Here is a 21,677-nt window from a genome sequence, read left to right as displayed (position 1 = left end):
TCTGCTGGGGTGACTTCTGGGCCCCGCCTCGCCGTGCTTGTTCTCGCTGCCGGTTCAGGAACACGGATGCGGTCCAAGACCCCCAAGCCATTGCACAAAATCGCCGGTCGGAGCATGCTGGAGCACGCTGTGCGCGCCGCAGGGGAGTTGCGCCCAGAGCATCTGGTCGTCGTGGTCGGCCCGCAGGGCCAGGCGGTGGCCGATGAGGCGGTGCGCGTCGGCGGCATAGTCGGCGCGCCGGTTTCGACCGCGGTGCAGCCTGTTCCCGACGGCACCGGCGGGGCCGCGGACGTCGGCCTCGCCGCGATCCCCCCCGACCCCGACGGCTCCCCGTTCGACGGCACGGTGCTCGTGGTCTACAGCGACTTCCCGATGCTCGACGGCGCGACGCTCGCCCAGTTTTTGCGGAGCCACCACGACAGCGGCGCGGACGGTTCGGTCCTCAGCAGAGTCGTCGCGAACCCGCACGGGTACGGGCGGATCCTTCGCTCGCCCCGCGGCGCCCTCACCGGCATCGTCGAGGAGCGCGACGCGACGGAGGAGCAGCGCCGCGTGCTCGAAGTGAACTCCGGGGTGTACGCGGTCCAGGCCTCGCTGTTGCGGGCCGCGCTGCCGGAACTCGGCTCGGCGAACTCCCAAGGCGAGCGCTACCTCACCGACGTGGTCGAGATCGCCCTCGGCCAAGGCCGCGCGGTCATCGCCGTCGTGGCCCCGGACCCCGTGGCGCTGGAGGGCTGCAACGACCTCGTGCAGCTCGCCGACCTCGCCGCCGAGTTCAACCGGCGCATCCTGCGCGCGCACATGCTCGCCGGAGTCACGGTGGTCGACCCCGCGACGACCTGGATCGACGTCGGCGTGCGGCTCGAACCAGACGTCCGGATCGAACCGGGCACGCAGCTCAAGGGCGAGACCTCGGTCAAAGCGGGGGCGTGGATCGGGCCGGACACCACATTGGAAGACACCCTGGTCGGAGCGGGGGCAATCGTCTCCCGGACGCATTCGCTCAGCGCGATTGTCGGAGACAACGCGCAGGTCGGCCCGTTCGCGTACCTGCGCCCCGGCACTGTGCTCGGCGCGGAGAGCAAAATCGGGACGTTCGTCGAGACGAAAAACGCGCAGATCGGCGTCGGCAGCAAAATCCCCCATCTCACCTACGCCGGGGACGCGGTCATCGGGGAGCACAGCAATATCGGGGCTTCCAGCGTGTTCGTGAACTACGACGGCGTGAACAAGCACACCACCGTCGTCGGCGACCATGTGCGCGCCGGGTCGGATACGATGTTCGTCGCGCCGTTGACTGTTGGACACGGGGCGTACATCGGAGCCGGCACTGTCCTCAAGGAGGACGTGCCGCCGGGAGCGCTCGCCGTGTCCGCCGGCAAACAGCGCAATATCCCGCAATGGACGATAGAAAAACGAGCGGGGACCAAGTCCGCGGAAGCGGCGGCCGAAGCTCTCGGCGCAGACGAAGGAGAAGGCACGACGTGACCGCGCAGTGGATCGACAATCGCAAGAGCCTCATGTTCTTCTCCGGACGCTCACACCCGGAGCTGGCCGAAGAGGTCGCGAAGGAGCTGAAAGTCCCGATCGGCACGCAGGTCGCCCGCAGTTTCGCCAACGGCGAGAGCTATGTGCGCTTCGAGGACTCGGTCCGGGGCTCGGACGCCTTCGTCCTGCAAAGCTTCCCCGCGCCGCTGAACGAGTGGCTCATGGAACAACTGCTCATGATCGACGCGCTCAAGCGCGGCTCGGCGAAACGCATCACCGCCATCCTGCCGTTCTACCCGTATGCCCGCCAGGACAAAAAGCACCGAGGCCGCGAGCCCATCTCCGCGCGCCTGGTCGCCGACCTGTTCAAGACCGCGGGCGCCGACCGGATCATCACGGTCGACCTGCACGCCGACCAGGTGCAGGGCTTTTTCAACGGGCCGGTCGACCACATGCACGCACGAGGCACCTTGAGCGAGTACATCAAGCAGAACTACTCGCTGGACGACCTCGCCGTGGTGTCCCCGGACGCCGGGCGGGTCCGGGTGGCCGAGAAGTGGGCGGACGGCTTCGGCGGCAAGCCCCTGGCCTTCATCCACAAGACCCGCGACCCGCTCGTGCCGAACCAAGTCACCTCGAACACCGTGGTCGGCGATGTCGCGGGGCGCACCTGCGTGGTCCTTGACGACATGATCGACACCGGCGGCACGATCGCCGGGGCCGTGCGCCTGCTGCACGAGAGCGGCGCGAAAGAAGTCGTCGTCGCCGCGACGCACGGCATTTTCTCCGCGCCCGCGGCCGAGCGGCTTTCTTCGTGCGGGGTGAAAGAGGTCATCGTCACCAACACGCTGCCGATCCCGGCCGAGAAACGCTTCCCCGGCCTCACTGTTTTGTCCATCGCGCCGCTGCTCGCCCGCACCATTCAAGAGGTGTTCGAGAACGGTTCGGTGACCTCGCTCTTCGACGGGATCGCTTAGTGTGGCCAGCCAGCTTTCGGCATTGACGGCGCTCGAAGCCGAAGCGGTGCACATCATCCGCGAAGTGGTCGCCGAGCTTGAGCGCCCGGTTTTGCTCTTTTCGGCTGGCAAAGACTCCATCGTGCTCTTGCGGCTCGCGGAGAAAGCGTTCGCGCCGAATCCGCTGCCGTTCCCGGTCCTGCATGTGGACACCGGGCACAACTTCCCCGAAGTGATCGAGTTCCGGGACCGCCGCGTCGCGCAGGCGGGGCACAAGCTCCTGGTGGCTTCGGTGCAGGAGTCCATCGACCGGGGCCGAGTCGTGGAGAACGGCCCTTCGCGCAATCAACTGCAGACCAGAACGCTGCTCGACGCCTTGGCGGAGGGCAAATTCGACGCCGCTTTCGGCGGCGCGCGCCGCGACGAGGAGCGCGCGCGGGCGAAAGAGCGCGTGCTGTCCTTCCGCGACGAGCACGGGCAATGGGAGCCGAGGGCGCAGCGCCCAGAGCCGTGGTCCCTCTACAACACCCGCATCCGGCGAGGCGAGTCGGTGCGCGTCTTCCCGCTGTCGAACTGGACCGAGCTGGACGTGTGGCGATACATCCAAGAGGAGCAGTTGGACCTGCCGGGGGTGTATTTCGCGCATCAGCGCGAGGTCTTCGAGCGCGACGGGATGCTGCTCGCAGTGTCGGACCTGCTCCGGCCCGGCCCCGACGAGCCGTCCGAGACGGCGTCGGTGCGCTACCGCACGGTGGGCGATCTCACCATCACGGGCGCGGTGCGTTCGACAGCGGCGACGATCCCCGAAGTGATCGCAGAGATCGAAGCGACGAACGTTTCCGAGCGCGGACAGACCCGTGCCGATGACAAGGTGTCCGCTTCGGCGATGGAAGACCGCAAAAGGGCCGGGTACTTCTAGCCGCCTGGCGCGCCTCGGCGCCGCTCGTGGGCGGACCGGCCGACACCGCGCTTGTGCGCAGGACCGGGCTCCGGCGCCGGTACTGTAGATCCATGCAGTCCACAGCCCCAGTTCGTCAGCTCTTGCGTCTCGCCACCGCGGGATCTGTGGACGATGGCAAGTCCACGCTCATCGGCAGATTGCTGCATGACACAGGGAGCCTGCCCGAGGACCAGCTCGCCGCCGTGACCGCGGAGTCCGGCGAGATCGACCTCGCCGCCGTCACCGACGGCCTGCGCGCCGAGGCGGAGCAAGGCATCACCATCGACGTGGCGTACCGCTATTTCTCCACCGAGGACCGCGACTACATCCTCGCCGACACCCCAGGGCATGAGCGCTACACCCGGAACATGTTCACCGGCACCTCCACCGCCGACGTGTCCGTCATCCTGGTGGACGCGAGGGCCGGCGTCGTGCGTCAGACCCGCCGCCACGCGGTGATCGCGCACTTGCTCGGGGTGCGCCACGTCATTGCCGCGGTGAACAAGATGGACCTGGTCGGTTTGGACTCCCGTCGCTTCGACGAGGTGCGCGATCAGCTGCACGACCTCGCTGAGCGGATCGGCATCCCCGACCTGTTGGTCATCCCGGTGGTGGCGAAGGACGGGGACAACATCGTCCGCCGCTCCGAGCGGACCCCGTGGTACGACGGCCCGATTCTGTTGGAACGGCTCGAATCGGTCGAGCCGTCCGAAGGGGCGGGGCGCTCCCCGGACGTCCGATTGCCGGTCCAGCAAGTGATCCGCCCGCCCGGCGGCGGTCGGCGTTACGCGGGCAGGCTCGCGAGCGGGACGCTGCAGGTCGGCGACGTGGTCACGGTGCTCCCCGAAGGAGCCTGCGCCACGGTCCGCGCCATCGACGTCCTGGGGGAGCCGAGCGAGCGCGTGGTCGCCCCGCGTTCGTTGGCGGTCGAGCTGTCCGAAGACCTCGACGTGGGCCGGGGCGACCTCATCGCAGGCGGGCCGAATGCGCCGTTGGCGGTGCGCGAGCTGGTCGCGGTGGTCTGCTGGATGGGCGAGGAGCCGCTGCGCGAAGGGGCGAGGCTGCTTGTGAAGCACACGGCGCGATGGGTGTTGGCCCAGGTCGCGCAGATCCGGCACCGTCTGGACGCCGAAGAACTCGTCCAGGAGCCGCATCCGGGCGAGTTGCGGCTCAACGACATCGGCGAAGTGGTGCTGCGCCTTGCGGGCGATGTGGTCGTGGACCCGTACCAGCAGAACCGGGAGACGGGCTCGTTCATTCTCGTGGACGAGCTCAGCAATGAAACGGTGGGCGCGGGTTGTGTGACCGAGGGCCGCCCGGCCGCCAGCGGCGCCCAGACGCGCGCCCCCGCGCTGTGGGCGCCGCCGGTGCGTCCGGCCGCCGCGCCTGCGGCGCGGGTGCTGTGGGCCTTCGGCGCGGACGCGGCGCTTTCGGCGGCGCGGGCCGCGGACACGCTTGCCGCGTCCGGGCAGCCCGCGTACGCGCTCGACGTGCGCGCCCAACTGCAGGGGCTTTCCTCGGATTTGCCCGGCTCGGCGACTGATCTCGCGGAGCACCGCCGCCGTGTGGCGTACGTGGCCCTCGTCCTGGCGGACGCGGGCGTCGTGCCAGTGGTCGCCGACCCCGACGGCCAGGAGCGCGACCTTGAGCCGCTGCGAGGGTTGGCGAGCCTTGCGGGCAAACGCCTGGACGTGCTTGCCGCGGAGTAGCCCGGCCGCTGCCGGTCGCAGTCAGTCGGCCCGGTCCTCGGCGCCCGGCCAGGCGGGGAAGGGATCGCACAGTTCGGCCCAGGCCTGCGGCCCGGCCAGCAGTTCCTCGTCGTCCAAGGCGACCTCGTCGAGCGCGCGCGCGATCGCGCGCCGGTCAAGGCCAAGGCCGATGAAGACGAGTTCCTGGCCGACCGCCAGCAGCTCGTCCTCCTCTGCGACCTGCTCGTCGGGGGCGAGCGGGTGCAATGCGATGACGGAGCCGGTTTGGTCCCATTCGGCGGGCCGGGTCGGGCGGGTGGCGAGCCTGCAGAACCCCGCCGAGCGCACGACCGTCCCGAACTCGCCCGTGCCGAGCCGCTCGTCCAAAAAGCTCAGCAGCCGCGCGGGGTGCAGCGGTCGCACTTGCTGGTAGCGCACGACGCCCACCTCGGGGTGGGTGATGCGGGGCTGGAACTCGTCGGACAGAGCGCGTATCCAGCCTGGCCGCTCGTGCGCGGGGACGCGGACGGCGCCCGGGCGGGCTCCCAGGCTGCGCCACCCGTCGTGCAGCTGCACTTGGGCGCTCGGATTGAGGTGGCAGATCAGGGCTGTGACGAGCGCGATTTTCGGCGCGGCGAGCAGCTTCCAGTTCAGCAGGACCACAGTGGAGGCGAATTCGATCTGATGGGCGGCGAGGAGGGCGCGCGCGACTTGTTCCACGCCGCCGGAGCCGTCCCGTCGGGCGAGGAACGACTCGTCGGCGAGATCGTGCAGCAGATGGGGCGCGTCGACCACGCAGACGATTTCGGCGAGCCGGACCGCGCCGTCCGGATCGGCGAACGCGGCGACGACGTCGACAGGCTCGGCTTCGGTGGGGAATTCCACGACCGAGCCGAACCGGGTCGCGCACCAGCACGCGATCTTGGCCGCCTCCTCCGCCGGGTGGTCCGCCTCGCGCAGGTGGGTCGCTGGCACGAAGCGCTGTTTGCTCGCGTCGGCGAGCCCCCGCGCGTATCGCGCGCGCTCTGGGGCGCAGCCGCCCACCACCGCGATCACATCCACCGCCGCCATGCACCGTCCTTTGTCTTCGCCGCCCCTTCGCCGGGCGCTATACTCAGTGTATACGAAAATGATTTTCGTTTTCATAGAGTTGTCCGTTGCAGAACGCTGCCCGAGAGAGGAACATCCAGATGAAAGTCCGCGCTTCTTTGCGGTCCTTGAAAAACCAGCCGGGGTCGATTGTGGTCCGCCGACACGGCAAGATCTACGTCATCAACAAGCAGAACCCCCGCTTCAAAGGCAGGCAGGGGTGAGCGCCCGGCCCTGCCTGGGCTCACCGGCGGCCAAAACGCCGGGATAGGGCAGGCCACCGCCGCCCGGCGGCGGACCGCGCGTCAGGGTTCGTCGTCGGGCAGCGACATGGCCAGCGCCTCCCAGGCCTCGTGCAGGTGGGGGCAGAGCGCCCCGGTCTGGGTCAGGACCGTGACGCACCGGCCCATGTGGTCGTACAATTCGACGGACGAGGTCGCCCCCGCCGCCCCATGGGCTTGCGTGACCCAGCACTCCGCCACGAAATATGGCGCCATCAGATACTTCGCCGCGTTGAACACGACCGCGACATGATCTCCCTCTTGTCCGACCATCACCGAGCGGCCTCGGTGCAGCTGCACGCATCCGCCACCAGGGACGCCGACGGTGAACGGCAGGTCCGTCTCATTGAGATGTTCGAACAAGCACGGAATGATCTCTGGGTCGATCCGCCGCGCCCCGGTGAACGGAAGCACTTTGTAACGGTCCACAGTGAGCGCGTCGAGATGCGTGATCTGGTCGGCTGTGCGCCAGCTCAGGTCGGTCCAGTCCACCGGCTCGATCTCTTCCGCCTGCTCGGCCGGGGCGAATTCGAGCGCCCCGACGCCCGCGCGTTCGGACAACGGCGTGAAATGGGCTCGGTGGTATCCCGACTCATTGGACACCGTCAAAGCGCGTGGCGTGAGATACGCGTCGTGCACGAATTGCGGGTGCATCCGCAACCCGATCTGGTCCTCGCCGCACAGCAGCGGGTCGTCGGGCAGCGCAATCGGCAGATATTCGCCGGTGTGGCTGAGCAGCGCGGCGTCGTTCGCAGTCACAGAGACGACAAGGCCGAGCGTGGGAAGGGTTTCGGCGATTGCTCGCGGCCCGGCGAGGATTCGCCGCGCCGGGCAATGCTCGCAGCCCCCGTTGTTAATACACATCGCGCACGTACCGTTTCTCTCGTTTGAGGGTGTTGACGTATTCGGTGGCCGCGGCTTCGTCGAGCCCGCCGTGCCGCGCGATGACGACATGGAGCGCGGCGTCGACGTCTTTGGCCATGCGGGCCGCGTCGCCGCAGACGTAGAAATGGCCGCCGTCTTGCAGCCACGCGAAAAGCTCCGCGCCTTTTTCGAGCATCCGCGTCTGCACATAGACTTTCTCGGCCTGATCGCGGGAGAACGCGAGGTCGAGATGGGTGAGCAGGCCGCTGGACTGCCAATCTGCGAGTTCGTCCGCGTAGATGTAGTCGTGCTCGCGGCGCTGGTCGCCGAAGAACAGCCAGTTGCGGCCCCGGGCCCCGCGCTGCTCGCGCTCTTGCAAGAACGCCCGGAACGGCGCCACGCCGGTGCCCGGGCCGACCATGATCATCGGCGCGTCGTCGTCGGGCACGCGGAACGACTTGTTGGGCTGCAGGAAGATCTTTCCCGACGCCGCCCGGTCGGCGAGGAAGGTCGAGCAGACGCCGCCCCGCTCGCGCCCCGTGCTCAGATACCGCACGCTGGCCACAGTCAGATGGATGCGGTCGGGATGGGCGAGCGGGCTGGACGAGATCGAGTAAGCCCGGTGCTGCAATGGTTTGAGCAGCCCGACGAACTCCTCAAGGCTCAGGGCGTCCCCGCCGATCCGCAGAATGTCGAGCACGTCTTTCCCGTACAACCACCGCTCGAGCGCCTCCTTGACCCCGCCGCGAAGGACATGGGAGAACTCTTCGCTCTCCGCGCGGCTTTCCACTTCGCTCAACAGGTCTTTCGACGGGGTGCTGATCTCGTAGCGCCTCCCGAGCAGTTCGCCGAGCGGCTCCCCGTCGACAAGGGTGTCCGCCGAGACGCGGAAATGCTCCGCGATCGCCTCCACCAGCGCGGGGTCGTTCTCCGCGATGACGCCCAGGGCGTCGCCCGCCTCGTACGCGATGCCGCTGTCGGCGAGCGCGAACTCGTAATGGCGGATCTCTTTGCCCGATCCTGGGCCCGAAAGCACCCGGTTGACGACGAGCTGCGCGAAGAACGGATGCTTGCGGGTCCACCCAGAGCGCGCGACGGTGCTCGGCGGCGGGGCGCCGTCGCTGCCGCTCGCCCCGGAAAGGGGGACCAGGCTGCCCACCGCGTTCTGCACCCATTCGGCGGCCTGCGCCTCGTAATCGACGTCGCAGTCGGCGCGGGCGATAATGCGGTTCGCGCCGAGCTGCTCCAACCGTGTGTCGATGAGTTTGCCGGCTTGGCAGAAACCGTCATAGCTCGTGTCCCCGAGCGCGAGCACACCGTAGGAGAGGCCCTCGAGCCGAGGGGCCAGCGCCCCTGACAACGCCTCCCAGAACAGTTCGGCGTTGTCGGGCATCTCGCCCTCGCCGTAGGTCGAAGTGATGATGAGGACGTGTTTCAAGCCCGCGAACTGGTCGAGCGCGATCTCGTCCAGGCCGCTGACGGTCACGTCGAAGCCTTTCGCCTTCGCCGCCGCCGCGGCGTCGCCCGCGACCGACTCCGCGTTGCCGGTCTGCGTCCCGTACAGGATTCTCAGCGGCGGCCGCGACGCCGAGGAGGCCGAGACCGGGGGGACGGCGGCGATGTTCAACGAGAGCTTGGAGTGCAATCCGGCGAGAAATCCGGCTATCCAGGCGCGTTGGTCCTCGTTGAACGGGGCGTCTTCGGGGATGTATGCGATTTTCATGCGCTCTTCACAGGGTCCTGGGCGGCGTTGGTGTGGCTGGAGATAGCGACAACGGGCAGCGCCTGCTGCGCGAACAACTCCTCGAAGGAGGGCAGCCGCCCGATTTTGGCGGTGTTCTTCGCGCTCTGGTGCAGGATCCACCCGTACGTGCCGGGGCTGTCCATGGACAAAACATTGCGCTGGCTCAACGCGTTCTTGTAGTCGGTGAGCCGCTTGTCGGCGATCAGGACCGCGAGCTCTTCGTCGCTGTGCCCCTCGATTGCCTCGCGGGCGTGCTTCTGCAACTTCTGCACGAGGAAGAAGTCCTCGGTGAGGATGAGGTTTCGGACGGTTTTGCTGACATCGGGGTCCGCCGTGTCGGTCGCCCCCGGCGTCTGCGAGAGCGCGAGCTGCTGGGCCATGTTCAACACTGTGTAGGTGTTGAGCAGCTGGAACATTTCCTCCGTGTCCGTGTCGCCGTAACTGGGAGCCGACCCGCCCAGAACGGGCCGCTGCTGCCGGTACGAGGCCTTGAGCTTGTGGACTTGGTAGCCCGCCAGCGCGGTCGCGAGCTCGTCGAGCAGCTCTTTGCGCGTTTTGCTCTGCAGGATCGCGTCGGAGTCTTGGTACTGCAGCAGCGGGCGGGGCATCGTGTAGACGAGGCAGCTGCGGGTGTGCTCCCAGTCGTGCAACAAGGCCCGGCCTTTCGCGGACCCGGTGGCTTCGACATGCCATTCGAGCAGGACACGCGCCGCTGTCTCGTGGAACGGGGCCTGCGTGACGGGCAGGACGAGCGCCGAATCGCCGCTCACCTTGTCCGGCATGTCGCCTTTCGGGTCGTATTGGTAGAGGAATCCGCCGCTCATGCCGTTCGCGACGCCCCTGCCGAACCCGCCGATATTGAGCACGGCCCCATTGGTCATGTACTCGCAGAGGAATTCGCCGACCCCCTCGACGACAGCGGTCGCCCCGGAGTTGCGGACGGCGAAACGGTCGCCGGCTTGGCCTGCGACGAACAATCTGCCGCCGGAGGCCCCGAACAAGGCGAAGTTGCCGATCAGCACGTTGCCGTCAGGTTTGTCCGAGCCGCCGCCGGGGGAACGGACGGCGATCACGCCGCCGCACGCGCTCTTGCCGACCCCGTCGTTGCAGGTTCCCGTGTGCGTCAGCGCCATGCCGTCGTTGCAGAACACGCCGTAGCTCTGGCCCGCCGAACCCGTTGTGTTGACGACGACGCTCCCAGGGAGCAGGTATCGGCGGCCCCGGTCGTCGGTCGCGACCGAGGGCCCGTCCGCGCCCCCGTGGTTGAGCAGCCGCTCGATATCGACCGCGAGTTGCCCGCCGACGCTCTTGTTCTGGTTGGTCAACGCCACCGGCTCCGGCGCGAAGCCCGCCAGGTCGAGCTGGGCCAGCAGCGCGTCGTCCACCGAGTAGTCCTTCTCCATGTAGACCGGGTCCGCCACGACTCTTTCGTCCGCCGTGGCGAGCATCGCGCGCAGGTCGAGCCTGCCGATGCTGGACGGATGGTCGTGCAGGTGCAGCAGGTCGCTGCGCCCGCGCGCCTCGCGCAAAGACCTCAGGCCGAGCGTCGCGAGGATCTCGCGCACCTCGTGCGCGATGTTCAACAGGTACTGCGCGAGCGCGCGCGGATCGCCCTCGAACGCCTCGGCGTTCGTGGTCAGCCCGGCCGGGCACTTGATGTTGCAGTTCTTCGCCATGACGCACTTGAGCATCATGAGCGCCGTCGTGCCGAACTCGAAGCTGTCCGCGCCCAAGAGCGCGGACTTCACCACGTCGCTGGCCGTCTGGTGCGCGCCCGAGCAGCGCAAGAGGACTTTCTGCCGGATGCCGCTGGCGCAGAGCGCCTGATGGACTTCGGCCACGCCGATTTCCGCGGACCGGCCCGCGTACTTGAGGCTCGTGACCGCTGCTGCTCCCGTGCCGCCCGTGTTGCCCGCGACGTTGATGACATCCGCGCCGGCCTTCGCGACCCCCACCGCGATGGTGCCGATGCCCTCCGAGGAGACCAATTTGACGATCACCCGCACGCGCGCGGCTTTGCAGTCGTGGATGAGTTGGGCGAGGTCCTCGATCGAGTACGTGTCGTGGTGGGGCGGCGGCGACACCAGCTCCACCCCTGGTGTGCCGCCTCGGGCCGCCGCGATCTGCACGGTCACCTTCGGCGCCGGGAGCTGGCCGCCTTCGCCCGGCTTCGCGCCTTGGCCGATTTTGATCTCCAGCTCTTGGAGCATCGGGTCGGCGAGATAACCGGCCCACACCCCGAACCTGCCCGATGCGAACTGTTTGATCCGCGAGCCTCGGATGGTGCCGTAGCGGGTGATGTGCTCGCCGCCTTCGCCGCAATTCGACAAGCCGCCGACCATGTTGACGCCGTGCGCCACCGCCTCGTGCGCCTGGGCGACCAGCGCGCCGTGGCTCATGGCCCCCGAGGTCAGGGTCGGAGTGATCTCGCTCGCGGGTTGCACCGAGGCGAGCGGAATCGACTCCGGGGCGGTCTGGATTTTCGCGAGATACTCCTCGGCTTGGCCGAGGGCTTGCAGCCGCAGCTCGTCCCCGACGATCCGGGCGCCGACGATCTGCGCGCCGAACCGTTCCTGCAGCGAAGCCGCGAGCGCGGGCAGCCGGTCGGGGCTGTGCGCGAGCCGCAGCGCGAAGCCGTCGTCCGTGCGCGAACAGAACAGGCCCCGCACCTGGAAACTGTTGTTGCCGTGCCGGGCGAACTGGCCCATCTCGCCCGAGAACTCTTCGGCCGAGCGGACGAAGTTGACGTCGGCGGGCAGCGCCAGCACGTCGCGCAACGCGGCGGGGCGCCTGCTGCGCTCGGCATGCATCGCCCGCACGAAATTCCGGTAGCCAGGGGTGATGTCGAAGCTGTCGATGGCGCGCGGGGCCATCTCGTCAAAGCTCGTGCTCCGGTACGCGCCGTCATCGAGGCCGAAGGCGCCTTCGAGCTGATGCAGGGGCAACAGCCGCAGATATTCCGGGTCGGCCATATCGGGGTTCTCTGGCCGCGCCTCGTCGTCGAACGCGATGTCCTCCTCGGTCATATCGACGAACCCGCGCACCGCCGTCGTGCCGTACGAGTGCCCTGCGCCCTCTGCGCGCTCCTTGAACAAGCCCAACAGGGGGATGTCTTTCTCCCCGGCCACGGTGAGCGCCCGCTTATGCCAGTCGACGACCGCTGCGGCGAGCGTCTCGAAACCGACGCCCGCGACCGGCGAGACGACATTGGGGAAGTACCGCCGCAGCACCGGGTCCGCGGTGTCGAGATAGTTCGGCTCGAAGAATTCGCCGCCGATGTAGCTCTCCACAGTGCACAGCCCCACCCGGCCCATGGTCTTCATCAGGGATTTCTCGGAGGCCTTGGCGAACCGCTGGAACGCGTTGTCCGCGTCCTCGCCGTACTTCTCCTCGGCGCGCATCTGCACCGCGAGCGGGTACACCGCCGAGGCCCCGAAGCCCAGCGCGGCCGCCACATGGTGCGATGAGCACAGCTGGCCGCTCTCGGCGATCAGCGAGACCCGCAACCGCAGGCCCTCTTCGATCAGGCGTTGGTTGAGCGCGGAGATGACTATGGTCAGGGGCATCGCCGCGCGTTCGCGGGAGACGTGCCGGTCGGTGATGACCGCGACACCGCCCGTGTCGCGCGCGAACGCCTCCACTTCGTCGCACAGCGCGTCGATGGCGCGCACGAGCGCCTGCGCGTTCGCCTCGGGGTCGTCCAAGTCGATCCGGTAGCGCATGCCGAAGCGCTCCACCGGGGTGTGCCGCTGCTCTCGGATCTTCAACATGTCCAAATGGGTGAGGATCGGCGAGGGCACCACGATCTGCGGGGCGGGTTTCGCGCCGCTGTTCGGCTTCGCGCCGAGCGCGACCCGCAGCGTCATGCTGCCCGCTTCACGGATGCTGTCCAAGGGGGGGTTGGTGACCTGCGCGAACCGCTGCGAGAAATACTTCGCGACCCCGCCCTCTTGGTTGGAGAGCGCATTGATGGCGGCCCCGTAGCCCATCGCGGAGATCTTTTCCTGGCCCGTGGCGAGCATCGGGTCCATCAGGAATTTGAAGCTCTCCTGGTTGAGCGAGTAGGCGACGTAGCGTTGGTGGCGGCTGAGGTCGCCGTTGTAGCGCGCGGGAGAGCTTTGGCCCTCGGGCGGCACCGGCGGCACGTCGGCGATGTTCACCCGCGCCTGCGCCAACAGGGCCGGGTAGTCGCGGCGGGCCGCGAGCATTTCCAACGCTTCTGTCGTGCTGTACGAGCGGCGTTCCTCGTGGTTGTAGTAGAGCATGCCGCCAGCCTCGATCCGCCCGCGCTCGATCACCGTTTCCGGGTCGAAGGGCACCTGCCCCGCCTCGGACATGACGCCCAAGTATTCGGCCGTCTCGACTGTGCGCAGCGGCCGAAGCCCCAGCCGGTCCAAGCGGGCCCCGATGATCGTGCCGTCGCCGAAGATCAGGGCGGCGGGGCCGTCGTTTTTCTCCTCATAGAGGCTGAAGTACTCCAGCATCGCGGTGACCTGCGGCGACAGCGTCGTGTCGTTCTCCCACGCGGGCGGCATCATGGCGACCACGGCGGTCACCAGGTCGAGCCCGTCTTCGAGGACGCGGTGCTGCAACGTCTGATCCAGCCTGCAGCTGTCGGACTGTCCCAGCGGGCGGATGATCGCGCGGTTGTGGGCGCGGGCGATCGCGTTCTCCGAGAGCCGGTTCTTTTTGTCCGTGTTCAGCTCGCCGTTGTGGGCCATCAGGCGGAACGGCTGCGCCATCGTCATGTTCGGCGCGGTGTTCGTGGAGAAGCGAGTGTGGAAGAAGACCGTGTGGACCTGCATCCTCGGGTCGCAAAGGTCGCGGAAGTACGGCACCACCTCGTTGGAGTTGAGCCTTCCTTTGAGGACCTGGGTGCGCGCGCTGAGCGAGAGCGGGTAGAGCCCGAGCAGCTCGGGGCGCGTGTACGCGCGCGCCTCGATCGCCATGAGCGCGTCGTAAATACGGCGGTCGAATTCGCTTGCGCCGCGCGGCTCTGCGCGGCAGTGCGCAGGGGCCAGGAAAACCCACTGCCGGATGGGCAGCTGGTATTTCGCCGCCGCCGGGCGGATCGCCGCGTCGTCCACCGGCACTGCGCGTTCGAGCAGGATCTCAAAGCCTTGCGCGGCGAGGGCCTCCTCGATGACAGACTGGGCTTCCCCGTGGTGGGCCGGATCGGTGGGCAAGAAGAAATTGCCCACGCCGAACTCGCCGAGCCGCAGGTCCGAGCGGCCGGTGAGCGCGCAGAAGAAGTGCGACGAGAGGTCGAGGTTCACCCCGGCGCCGTCCCCGACTCCTTCGGAGGACATGCCGCCTCGGTGCGGCACCGCGCACAGCGCTTGGTGGAGCTTGCGGACGATGTCGTGCGATGCGGCGCCGTCTTTGCGGGTGAGAAACCCGACGCCGCAGCTGTTCTTCTCATGGTCCGGGTTGTACAGTCCGTTCAGACGGCGTTCTCCTCAGCCAGCGCCGCAAGCGGCGAACCCAGTGTGTGACCTCGGGCTTCCCGTGCGTCGAGCAGGCCCGATCCGGCCCGTCCGGCTTCGCGCGAGCCAGAGCCCGCGGCAGCCTGGTCCCCAGGCCGCCGCGTGGCATTAGCCAAGGCTAGCCTAAGTGTACCAATCTCATCTCGTCGTCGCCAAACGACGGGGACTACGCTGCCCTCTATGAAGGTTGTGATCGCAGGCGGAACAGGAGCGCTCGGGTCGCGGCTCGCCGACGACCTCGCCGGCAGAGGGCACGAGGTCGTCGTGCTCACCCGCTCGCCGAAACCCGCCGCCGCGCATCGGCAGGTCCAGTGGGACGGGCGCAACGTCGGCCCCTGGGCGGCCGAGCTTTCCGGAGCCGCCCTGGTGAACCTCGCCGGAGAGATCGTGGACCGCCCGCCCACGAAGAAAAACATCCAACTGCTCACCGACTCCCGGGTGCGCCCCACGCAGGCGCTCGTGGCGGCCTCCCAGCAGCTCGAGCAACCGATCTCAGTGTGGCTGCAAGGCTCAACGCTCGCGATTTACGGCGACGCGGGCGACGCCGAGCTCACCGAAGACACCCCGGTCCGGGAAGGCTTGCCGCAGATGACCGGGGTGGCGCTGCCGTGGGAAGCGGCGTCCGAAGGCGCGGTCGCGGGCTCGAAAGCGATCCTGCGCACCAGCATCGTGCTCGCGGCCGGATCGCCCGCATTGGACAAATTGGCCGCCCTCGCCCGGTTCGGCCTCGGCGGCAAAGTCGGCTCGGGCAAGCAATGGTTCAGTTGGGTCCACATCGCGGATTGGCTCGCGATCGCGCGTTTCGCCCTCGACGGCAAAGTCCAAGGACTCGTCCACGCCACTGCCCCGAACCCGGTCCGCAACGCGGAGTTCATGGCAGAGCTGCGCCGCGCGCTGCACCGCCCTTGGGCTCCGCCGTCGCCCGCCTTCGCAGTGCGGCTCGCCGCGCCTCTGTTGCGGACGGACCCCGCGCTCGCGCTCAGCGGCAGGCGCGGCGTGCCGGAACGGCTGACGCAAGCAGGATTCCCATTCCGATTCCCGACGCTCGGTCCAGCGCTCGACGACTTGCTCGGATAGCCCCGCCGCTCAGCGCCCGCGCCGAGCGCCCCGCGCGGGCTGCCCGCCCTGTCGGAGCCAGCGTTCGCCCTCCTCCACGGCTCGTCGCACCCCGCCGGTCTCGTGCAGAAAGTCGCCGACCGCGCCCACGACGGGAAGCTTGCCCAAAAGCCGGTAGAACGAGGAGCCGCGAGGTCGTTTTTCCAGCTCGGAGCTGACTGATCGGACGATCTGCGTGATCCGCCACAGCCCGCGCACCAGCCTCGTCCACGACGGCAGCGACGTGCCCTCGTCCTTGTGCCGGAAAGGGGCAGGCTCCTCGGGCGCGGCGAGCGCCGCCGTGTCGAGCGTGCGCCCGCAGAGCACCTCGGCCAACATCCGAACAAGGTCCTCGCGGTCACGCACCCCGTGTTCGCGGGCCACCGCGCACAACGTCACCGCCTGCGTCGCGAAACCGAACGCGTCCTGGACGGGGAACCGGTCAGACAGCGCGCCGAACACTCCGGGCGCGCTCGCCACCGCGGAGCCGATCGGTCCGATCTTCTTGGCCCACCACCGGCTGCGCTCATGCGCGGGCTTCGACTCCCAGCCCGCCGTGCCAGGCAGCTCTCGCGCCTGCACGAAAGACGCCGCCCGGTCGATGGCGCCGCTCACCCTCGACGAGCCTTCGCCGCCGGGTTCGCGCTGCTTCAGATGCAAAGGGTCGGTTTCGGCCACTCCGTCGAGCAAAGGGACCGCCACGGCGACCACCCAGCTGAGCGCCTGCGCCAGGGCCTGATCAGAGATCTTCGGTGTGAGGAACATCCCATCAGGGTAATGCGGAGTTCGCTCAGTTCACACAGCGGATGTCCCCAGCCGACGCGTTGATGGGATGGTTCGCGTCGGGCGGGCCGCTGTCCTCGGGCTGCGGATTCGGTTCGGGGGTTCGCACCGTGATCGTGGTCGCGGAATCGCCCGCGAGGACGAGCCGCACATGCCCGGCGGGCAATGAGCTGTCCACCTGCACGGGCAGCTGGCCCACTGCGCCGGAAAGCTGCGAGAGCGCCGCGTCGTCCGTCGAACGGGCGAAGACCGCGCTGGTCTCGGGTTTGGGCCCGGTGTATTCGCCGACATCGCCGGTGTTGACGCCGGCTTCGCCGAGGCTCGCCGCTATTTTCTGCGCGAGTCCGGGGATGTTGCTCGCGTTCTCCACGTCCACAGTCTCTTGCGGCTGGGCGGACGGAGGTTCTTGTTGCGGTTCTTTGAGCAAGCCTTGGAAGTACGCTTGCACGGACTTCGGATCGACGATCACCACGCTCTGCCCGCCGGGGGTCTGCCCGTCGGGGTCGACCACGGGCATGGTCTCGAAGCGCACTTTTCCGCCGGTCAGGTCGCTGAGCTTCGAAGCGAAGTCCATGATGTTCCATTTGTCGTCGATGGCGACGGACATTTTCAAAGCCGCGATGATCTGGTTGATCTTGCCTGGGTCGCGCAGGAATTTGCCCGAGAGGGCTTTGCGGGCCAAGGAGGCCATGAACACCTGTTGGCGGACGATCCGGTCGAGGTCGCCCCGGGGGAGGTCGTGGCGTTGGCGGACGAAGGCGAGCGCCCCCGCCCCGTCGAGCGTCTGGCGCCCGGCGGGGAAGTTCGCCCCGGACAGCGGCTCGTCCACCGGGTTGTTCAAGCAGACGTCGACGCCGCCGAGGGCGTCGGTGAATTCGACGAAGCCGAGGATGCCGATTTCCGCCATGTGGTCGATGGAGACGCCAGTGAGGTCTTGGACCGCCTGGAAGAGCGCTTTGCGCGCGGCGAGGGTGGAACGCCGGTCGGCCTCCGCGTCGTTCACCCCGGACTGCACGAGTTGCAGGCGGGCGGCTTCTTTTGTGGAGCCGTACACCGAGTTGATCTTCACCTGGCCGAGTCCGGGTGCTTTGACGAACGAGTCGCGGGGGATGGAGACGGCCGTCGCGGACGTGCCGGAGTCGGGGATGCGCACCAGGATGATCGTGTCGGTGTTGATCGTCCCGTTCTCTTCTTCGCCGCCCGCGTGGAGTTTGTCGCGCATTTCCTGGGTGAGCGGGTTGCCCGCCGCGTCGGTGCGGCTGTCGACGCCGACGAGCAGGATGTCTTGCGCGCCGTCGTCGGCTTGGGCGAGGCTGTCGCTGAGGTCGAACTTCGTGAGGGAGTCGGCTTTTTGGTAGTAGTTCCACGCGGCGCCGGTGAGGGTGAGCGCCATGAGCGAGCAGACGGTGGCGATCACTTTCGGCCTGGTGACTGGGTCGCGCCGCGCGCGCGCCGGAGCCTTGCCGCTGGCGCCGCCTGGGCGCGCGCCCGCCCGCGACCCCGGGGGCGTGTTGGACAACTTCCTCGTAACCTCGCTCATTGCATGGACTAGGCTAGCGTGCTGTGGAGCTAGGGACGAGATATTGAACGCGCGCGTCGAACGCTTGGTGGTCACTGGCGCTGGCGGGCAGGTCGGTTCCAGAGTCGTTCAGATCGCCGCCGAGCACAGGTACAACGTGGTGGGCCTCTCGCGCGCGCAGCTCGACATCTGCGACGAGGGCGCGGTGGCCGAAACGTTGCGGCCGGGGGACGTGGTCGTCAACTGCGCGGCCCAGACCCAGGTGGACGCCGCCGAGGCCGACCCTGAGGGCGCGCACCGGATCAACGCCGAGGCGGTGGGCAACCTCGCCAGGGCCTGCGCGCGGGTCGGCGCGAGGTTCATCCACGTTTCGACCGACTATGTCTTCGCCGGGCAAGAGGAGGGCTGGTTCTCGGCGCGGCTCGCCCGGCCCTATGAGGCGGACGACGAGCCTCGGCCGATTCAGGTGTACGGGGAGAGCAAACTCGCGGGCGAACGTCTCGCCTTCCAGCACAACCCGCGCAGCGTCGTGGTGCGCACCAGCTGGGTCTACACCGGCGAGCGCCACGGCAGGGATTTTGTCTCCACGGCCCGCGAGCAGGCGGAGAGCGGCTCGGCGATGCGCGCGGTGACCGACCAGGTGGGCTCGCCGACGCGCTGCGTCGATCTCGCCTACGGGCTTTTGGAGCTGGCGTGGCAGGGCGGTGAAGGCGGCCTTTTGCAGTTCAGCAACACCGGCGGGTGCAGCAGGCACGATCTTGCGCGCGCCGTGTTCGAGGAGCTGGGGGCCGACCCTGACTTGGTGCGCCCGTGCATGAGCTGGGAGCTGGAGCGCCCGGCGGCGCGGCCGCCGTACTCGGTCTTGTCGGTCGCGTCCTGGATGCAGCGCGGTCTGCGTCCGCCCCGAGCTTGGCGAGACGCGTTGCGCGACGCGCTGCGGCACGGATGACGGGGGGCGCGGGCGTGGACGAGGCTCCGGCAGCGCCGCAGTTCGCCGGCACAACGTTGGCGGTTGTCACAGTGACCTACTCGCCGGGCGAGCACCTTGAGGAATTCCTGGCCAGCCTTGCGTCGGCGACGAAAGCGCAGCCGCTGGTGGTGGTCGTGGACAACGGTTCTGTGGACGGGGCGCCGCAGGCCGCGGCCGCCAAACACCCGAACGTCGTGCTCGTCGAATCCGGTGAGAACTTGGGCTTTGGCAGGGGGGCGAACCTCGGCGCGGCCACGGCCCGCGAGCGTGCGGGCGAGGTGGAGTTCTACCTCGTGGCGAACCCGGACGTGGTCTGGGGGCAAGGCAGCGTCGACGCGCTTGTCGACGCCGCGCGACGATGGCCGCGAGCAGGGGCTTTCGGGCCGCTTATCCGCGAGCCGGACGGTTCGCCCTACCCTTCGGCGCGGGCGGTGCCGACGTTGTTCCTTGGCGCGATGCACGCGGTTCTCGTCGGCGTGTGGCCGCGCAACCCGTGGACGAGGCGGTATTTGCGCCGGGACGAGGAGTTGGCCGAACGCGAGGCGGGGTGGCTCTCCGGCGCGTGCCTGCTGCTGCGCAAATCCGCGTTCGACGAGGTCGGCGGCTTCGACGAGCGGTATTTCATGTACTTGGAGGACGTCGATCTCGGCGACCGGCTGGCCAAGGCCGGGTGGGCGAACGTGTATGTGCCGAGCGCGCGAGTGGTCCACGCCCAAGGGCACGCCACGAAACGGCATCCGGCGCGGATGCTGCGCGCGCACCACGACAGCGCCTATCGGTTTTTCGCCGACCGGCACGCGGCCTGGTGGCAGGCTCCTGTGCGGTTCGCGGTGCGTTTTGGTCTAGGGTTGCGGGCCAAGGTTGTGATCGCCCGACGCGCGGCGGCGCAAGAACAGTGAAGCACAAACAGTGAAGAAGGTGCAGGCATGAACGACCAGCGCGCCGATCGGCGATGGGGACATGACGAGGTTCAGGCTGTGGTCTTGGCCGGAGGCATGGGCACTCGGTTGCGCCCGCTCACGCTCACATCGCCGAAGCCGATGCTGCACACGGCGGGCGTCCCGTTTTTGAGCCATCTTTTGAGCCGGATCGCCGAGATCGGCGTGACTCGGGTGGTCATCGGCACCTCGTACAAGGCCGACGCGTTCCACGACCACTTCGGCGATGGCTCCAAACTGGGCCTTGAGCTCACCTACGTGAGCGAGGCCGAGCCTCTTGGCACGGGCGGCGGCCTGCGCAACGCCTTCGAGTCGCTCGACGCGCCGACGGTGCTGGTCTTCAACGGGGACGTGCTCTCCGGTGCGGATTTGACGGCGCTGGTGCACCGTCACCAGGAGGCGGACGCCGATGTGACCTTGCTGCTCAGCCGGGTGCTCGATCCGAGGGCCTACGGGTGTGTGGTCACCGACGGCGACGGCAAAGTGCAGGCGTTCCTGGAGAAAACCGAGGCGCCGCCGACCGACCAGATCAACGCGGGCTGTTACGTGTTCAAACGCGAGGTGATCGAGTCGATCCCCGCCGGGCGCGCGGTGTCGGTCGAGCGCGAAGTGTTCCCTGGCCTTGTCGCCAAGGGCAAGGTGTACGGCCACGTCGACAACGGCTACTGGCGCGACATGGGGGTGCCTGAGGACTTTGTGCGCGGTTCGGCGGACTTGGTGCGCGGCATCGCGCCCTCCCCAGTGCTCGGCGGCCAGCGGGGCGAGGCCCTCATCCCCGAGGGGACGTCGGTCGCTCCGGGCGCGCTGGTCATCGGCGGCACGGCGCTTGGCCGCGGCGTGGAGATCGGAGCCGGGGCGCGATTGGACGGCGCGGTGGTCTTCGACGGGGCGAAGGTCGAGGCTGGGGCTGTCGTGGAGCGCTCGATCCTCGGCTTTGGCGTGCATGTCGGCCCTCGTGCGCTGATCCGTGACGCTGTGGTCGGCGACGGCGCGCAGATCGGCGCGCGGTGCGAGTTGCTTTCGGGCGCTCGGGTTTGGCCGGGGGTGGCGCTTCCCGACGGGGGATTGCGGTTCTCCTCCGACGTCTGAGTCCTTTCGACGGGCGTCGCCGGCGGCGTATGGCTCGTCACGATTGCCTTGACAGGCTGGGCTTTCGGGTTCACTATGGACACGTTCCCCGTGCGCGACGCGCCCGAGCCCAAGGAGGTGGTGACGATGAGCAGTTCGAGTCATAGACAGGTCTCGACAGCGATCACATCCGTCCACCTCCGGTCTGTCCGCCGCTCGCGCTGAGCTGATAGAGCCCTTACGCCCAGCGGGCATGCCGCCTCTCTTCTCAGGAGCAGGCCATGGCTTTTCTTCACCACACGCCGACTCTTTTCGAGCACGCTTTCACGGACCGCTGCCGCCGCTCAGCACGGTGGTTGCGCGCCGCCGCGGGCATGAGCGCGCAGGAGCGGGCCTTCGCCAGGGCCATGCAGACGCCCCTCGCTGTGGTCAAGCCCACGAACGCGACCCCGCGCCGAAACTGAGGGTTTCGTTTGTCAAGATTTCGTTCATCTTTCATTCATCCTCTGTTTGGCCCTTGATTCCTGAACGTTGTTCTTGCATGATGGTGGTCCAAGCGCTGAAAAGCAGTGTGAAAGGAGCGCTTATGGCTGTTGTTCGGTCTCATCGTATGAGCGGCATGCGCCGTTGGGCTCGGATCGCGACCCACCTGACCCCGAGGGAACGCGCGTGGTCCATGGCGTTGCAGTCGCCGATTTCGGTGCTGCCGCGCCGTCGCTGACCGCCCGCCGTCGCCGACGGCGAAAGTCACGCTAAGAAAGGCCTTGG

Annotated in this window: 17 protein-coding genes; 11 read left to right on the top strand and 6 right to left on the bottom strand. The window is 68.2% G+C overall.

Annotation, left to right across the window (positions count from 1 at the left end; translation table 11 throughout):
* Nucleotides 1-9 precede the first annotated feature (9 nt).
* The 4 genes from glmU to SROT_RS13435 all read left to right on the top strand — a co-directional run bounded on the left by glmU (nucleotide 10) and on the right by SROT_RS13435 (nucleotide 5,093).
* Nucleotides 10-1,488, top strand: a complete 1,479-nt coding sequence (glmU, locus tag SROT_RS13450; RefSeq protein WP_013139570.1) for a bifunctional UDP-N-acetylglucosamine diphosphorylase/glucosamine-1-phosphate N-acetyltransferase GlmU — start codon at nucleotides 10-12, stop codon at nucleotides 1,486-1,488.
* On the top strand, nucleotides 1,485-2,465 hold the full coding sequence (locus SROT_RS13445) for a ribose-phosphate diphosphokinase (RefSeq protein ID WP_013139569.1): 981 nt from the start codon (nucleotides 1,485-1,487) through the stop codon (nucleotides 2,463-2,465). Before glmU ends, SROT_RS13445 begins: the two co-directional genes overlap by 4 nt.
* A gap of 1 nt (nucleotide 2,466) precedes the next feature.
* Complete coding sequence (gene cysD, locus SROT_RS13440; protein WP_013139568.1) at nucleotides 2,467-3,363, top strand: sulfate adenylyltransferase subunit CysD; 897 nt, start codon at nucleotides 2,467-2,469, stop codon at nucleotides 3,361-3,363.
* 92 nt (nucleotides 3,364-3,455) lie between these two features.
* Nucleotides 3,456-5,093 carry a GTP-binding protein gene (locus tag SROT_RS13435; protein WP_013139567.1) on the top strand — a complete coding sequence of 546 codons (1,638 nt, stop codon included), beginning with the start codon at nucleotides 3,456-3,458 and terminating at the stop codon, nucleotides 5,091-5,093.
* 21 nt (nucleotides 5,094-5,114) lie between these two features.
* On the opposite strand, the gene SROT_RS13430 is transcribed toward SROT_RS13435, so the two are convergent.
* Nucleotides 5,115-6,143, bottom strand: a complete 1,029-nt coding sequence (locus SROT_RS13430; protein WP_013139566.1) for a GTP-binding protein — start codon at nucleotides 6,141-6,143, stop codon at nucleotides 5,115-5,117.
* Nucleotides 6,144-6,262: 119 nt separating this feature from the next.
* On the opposite strand from SROT_RS13430, the gene ykgO reads away from it, so the two are divergent.
* A complete protein-coding gene (gene ykgO, locus SROT_RS13425) occupies nucleotides 6,263-6,385 on the top strand; it encodes a type B 50S ribosomal protein L36 (protein WP_013139565.1) in 123 nt (40 codons plus the stop codon).
* Between the two features lie 81 nt (nucleotides 6,386-6,466).
* Here ykgO and SROT_RS13420 read toward each other — a convergent pair whose 3' ends face one another.
* From SROT_RS13420 to SROT_RS13410, 3 genes are read right to left on the bottom strand one after another with little or no spacing between them, the layout of a single operon-like run.
* A complete protein-coding gene (locus SROT_RS13420) occupies nucleotides 6,467-7,306 on the bottom strand; it encodes a ChuX/HutX family heme-like substrate-binding protein (protein WP_013139564.1) in 840 nt (279 codons plus the stop codon).
* On the bottom strand, nucleotides 7,296-9,029 hold the full coding sequence (locus SROT_RS13415) for a diflavin oxidoreductase (RefSeq protein WP_013139563.1): 1,734 nt from the start codon (nucleotides 9,027-9,029) through the stop codon (nucleotides 7,296-7,298). Before SROT_RS13415 ends, SROT_RS13420 begins: the two co-directional genes overlap by 11 nt.
* Nucleotides 9,026-14,497 (bottom strand): glutamate synthase-related protein, encoded by a 5,472-nt coding sequence (locus SROT_RS13410; RefSeq protein WP_013139562.1) that lies wholly within the window; start codon nucleotides 14,495-14,497, stop codon nucleotides 9,026-9,028. Before SROT_RS13410 ends, SROT_RS13415 begins: the two co-directional genes overlap by 4 nt.
* Before the next feature lie 219 nt (nucleotides 14,498-14,716).
* Here SROT_RS13410 and SROT_RS13405 point away from each other — a divergent pair, with 219 nt between their 5' ends.
* Nucleotides 14,717-15,613, top strand: a complete 897-nt coding sequence (locus tag SROT_RS13405) for a TIGR01777 family oxidoreductase (protein WP_013139561.1) — start codon at nucleotides 14,717-14,719, stop codon at nucleotides 15,611-15,613.
* A gap of 9 nt (nucleotides 15,614-15,622) precedes the next feature.
* Here SROT_RS13405 and SROT_RS13400 read toward each other — a convergent pair whose 3' ends face one another.
* Both SROT_RS13400 and SROT_RS13395 read right to left on the bottom strand, forming a co-directional pair.
* Nucleotides 15,623-16,396: a hypothetical protein gene (locus SROT_RS13400; RefSeq protein WP_013139560.1), complete on the bottom strand. Its 774-nt coding sequence runs from the start codon at nucleotides 16,394-16,396 to the stop codon at nucleotides 15,623-15,625.
* Nucleotides 16,397-16,421: 25 nt separating this feature from the next.
* Nucleotides 16,422-17,954 (bottom strand): LCP family protein, encoded by a 1,533-nt coding sequence (locus SROT_RS13395; protein ID WP_245535306.1) that lies wholly within the window; start codon nucleotides 17,952-17,954, stop codon nucleotides 16,422-16,424.
* A 40-nt stretch (nucleotides 17,955-17,994) separates the two neighbouring features.
* On the opposite strand from SROT_RS13395, the gene rfbD reads away from it, so the two are divergent.
* The 5 genes from rfbD to SROT_RS17305 all read left to right on the top strand — a co-directional run bounded on the left by rfbD (nucleotide 17,995) and on the right by SROT_RS17305 (nucleotide 21,630).
* Nucleotides 17,995-18,882, top strand: coding sequence for a dTDP-4-dehydrorhamnose reductase (gene rfbD, locus SROT_RS13390; protein ID WP_483475655.1), 888 nt, complete (start codon nucleotides 17,995-17,997; stop codon nucleotides 18,880-18,882).
* Nucleotides 18,879-19,802, top strand: coding sequence for a glycosyltransferase family 2 protein (locus SROT_RS13385; RefSeq protein WP_013139557.1), 924 nt, complete (start codon nucleotides 18,879-18,881; stop codon nucleotides 19,800-19,802). Before rfbD ends, SROT_RS13385 begins: the two co-directional genes overlap by 4 nt.
* Nucleotides 19,803-19,829: 27 nt before the next feature.
* Complete coding sequence (manB, locus tag SROT_RS13380; protein WP_013139556.1) at nucleotides 19,830-20,930, top strand: mannose-1-phosphate guanylyltransferase; 1,101 nt, start codon at nucleotides 19,830-19,832, stop codon at nucleotides 20,928-20,930.
* Between the two features lie 260 nt (nucleotides 20,931-21,190).
* Nucleotides 21,191-21,373: a hypothetical protein gene (locus tag SROT_RS13375; protein WP_013139555.1), complete on the top strand. Its 183-nt coding sequence runs from the start codon at nucleotides 21,191-21,193 to the stop codon at nucleotides 21,371-21,373.
* A 122-nt stretch (nucleotides 21,374-21,495) separates the two neighbouring features.
* Nucleotides 21,496-21,630, top strand: coding sequence for a hypothetical protein (locus tag SROT_RS17305; protein ID WP_281042096.1), 135 nt, complete (start codon nucleotides 21,496-21,498; stop codon nucleotides 21,628-21,630).
* Nucleotides 21,631-21,677 lie beyond the last annotated feature (47 nt).

The organism is Segniliparus rotundus DSM 44985, assembly GCF_000092825.1.
GTDB classification, from domain to species: domain Bacteria; phylum Actinomycetota; class Actinomycetes; order Mycobacteriales; family Mycobacteriaceae; genus Segniliparus; species Segniliparus rotundus.
This window is presented reverse-complemented; position numbering and strand designations above follow the sequence as displayed.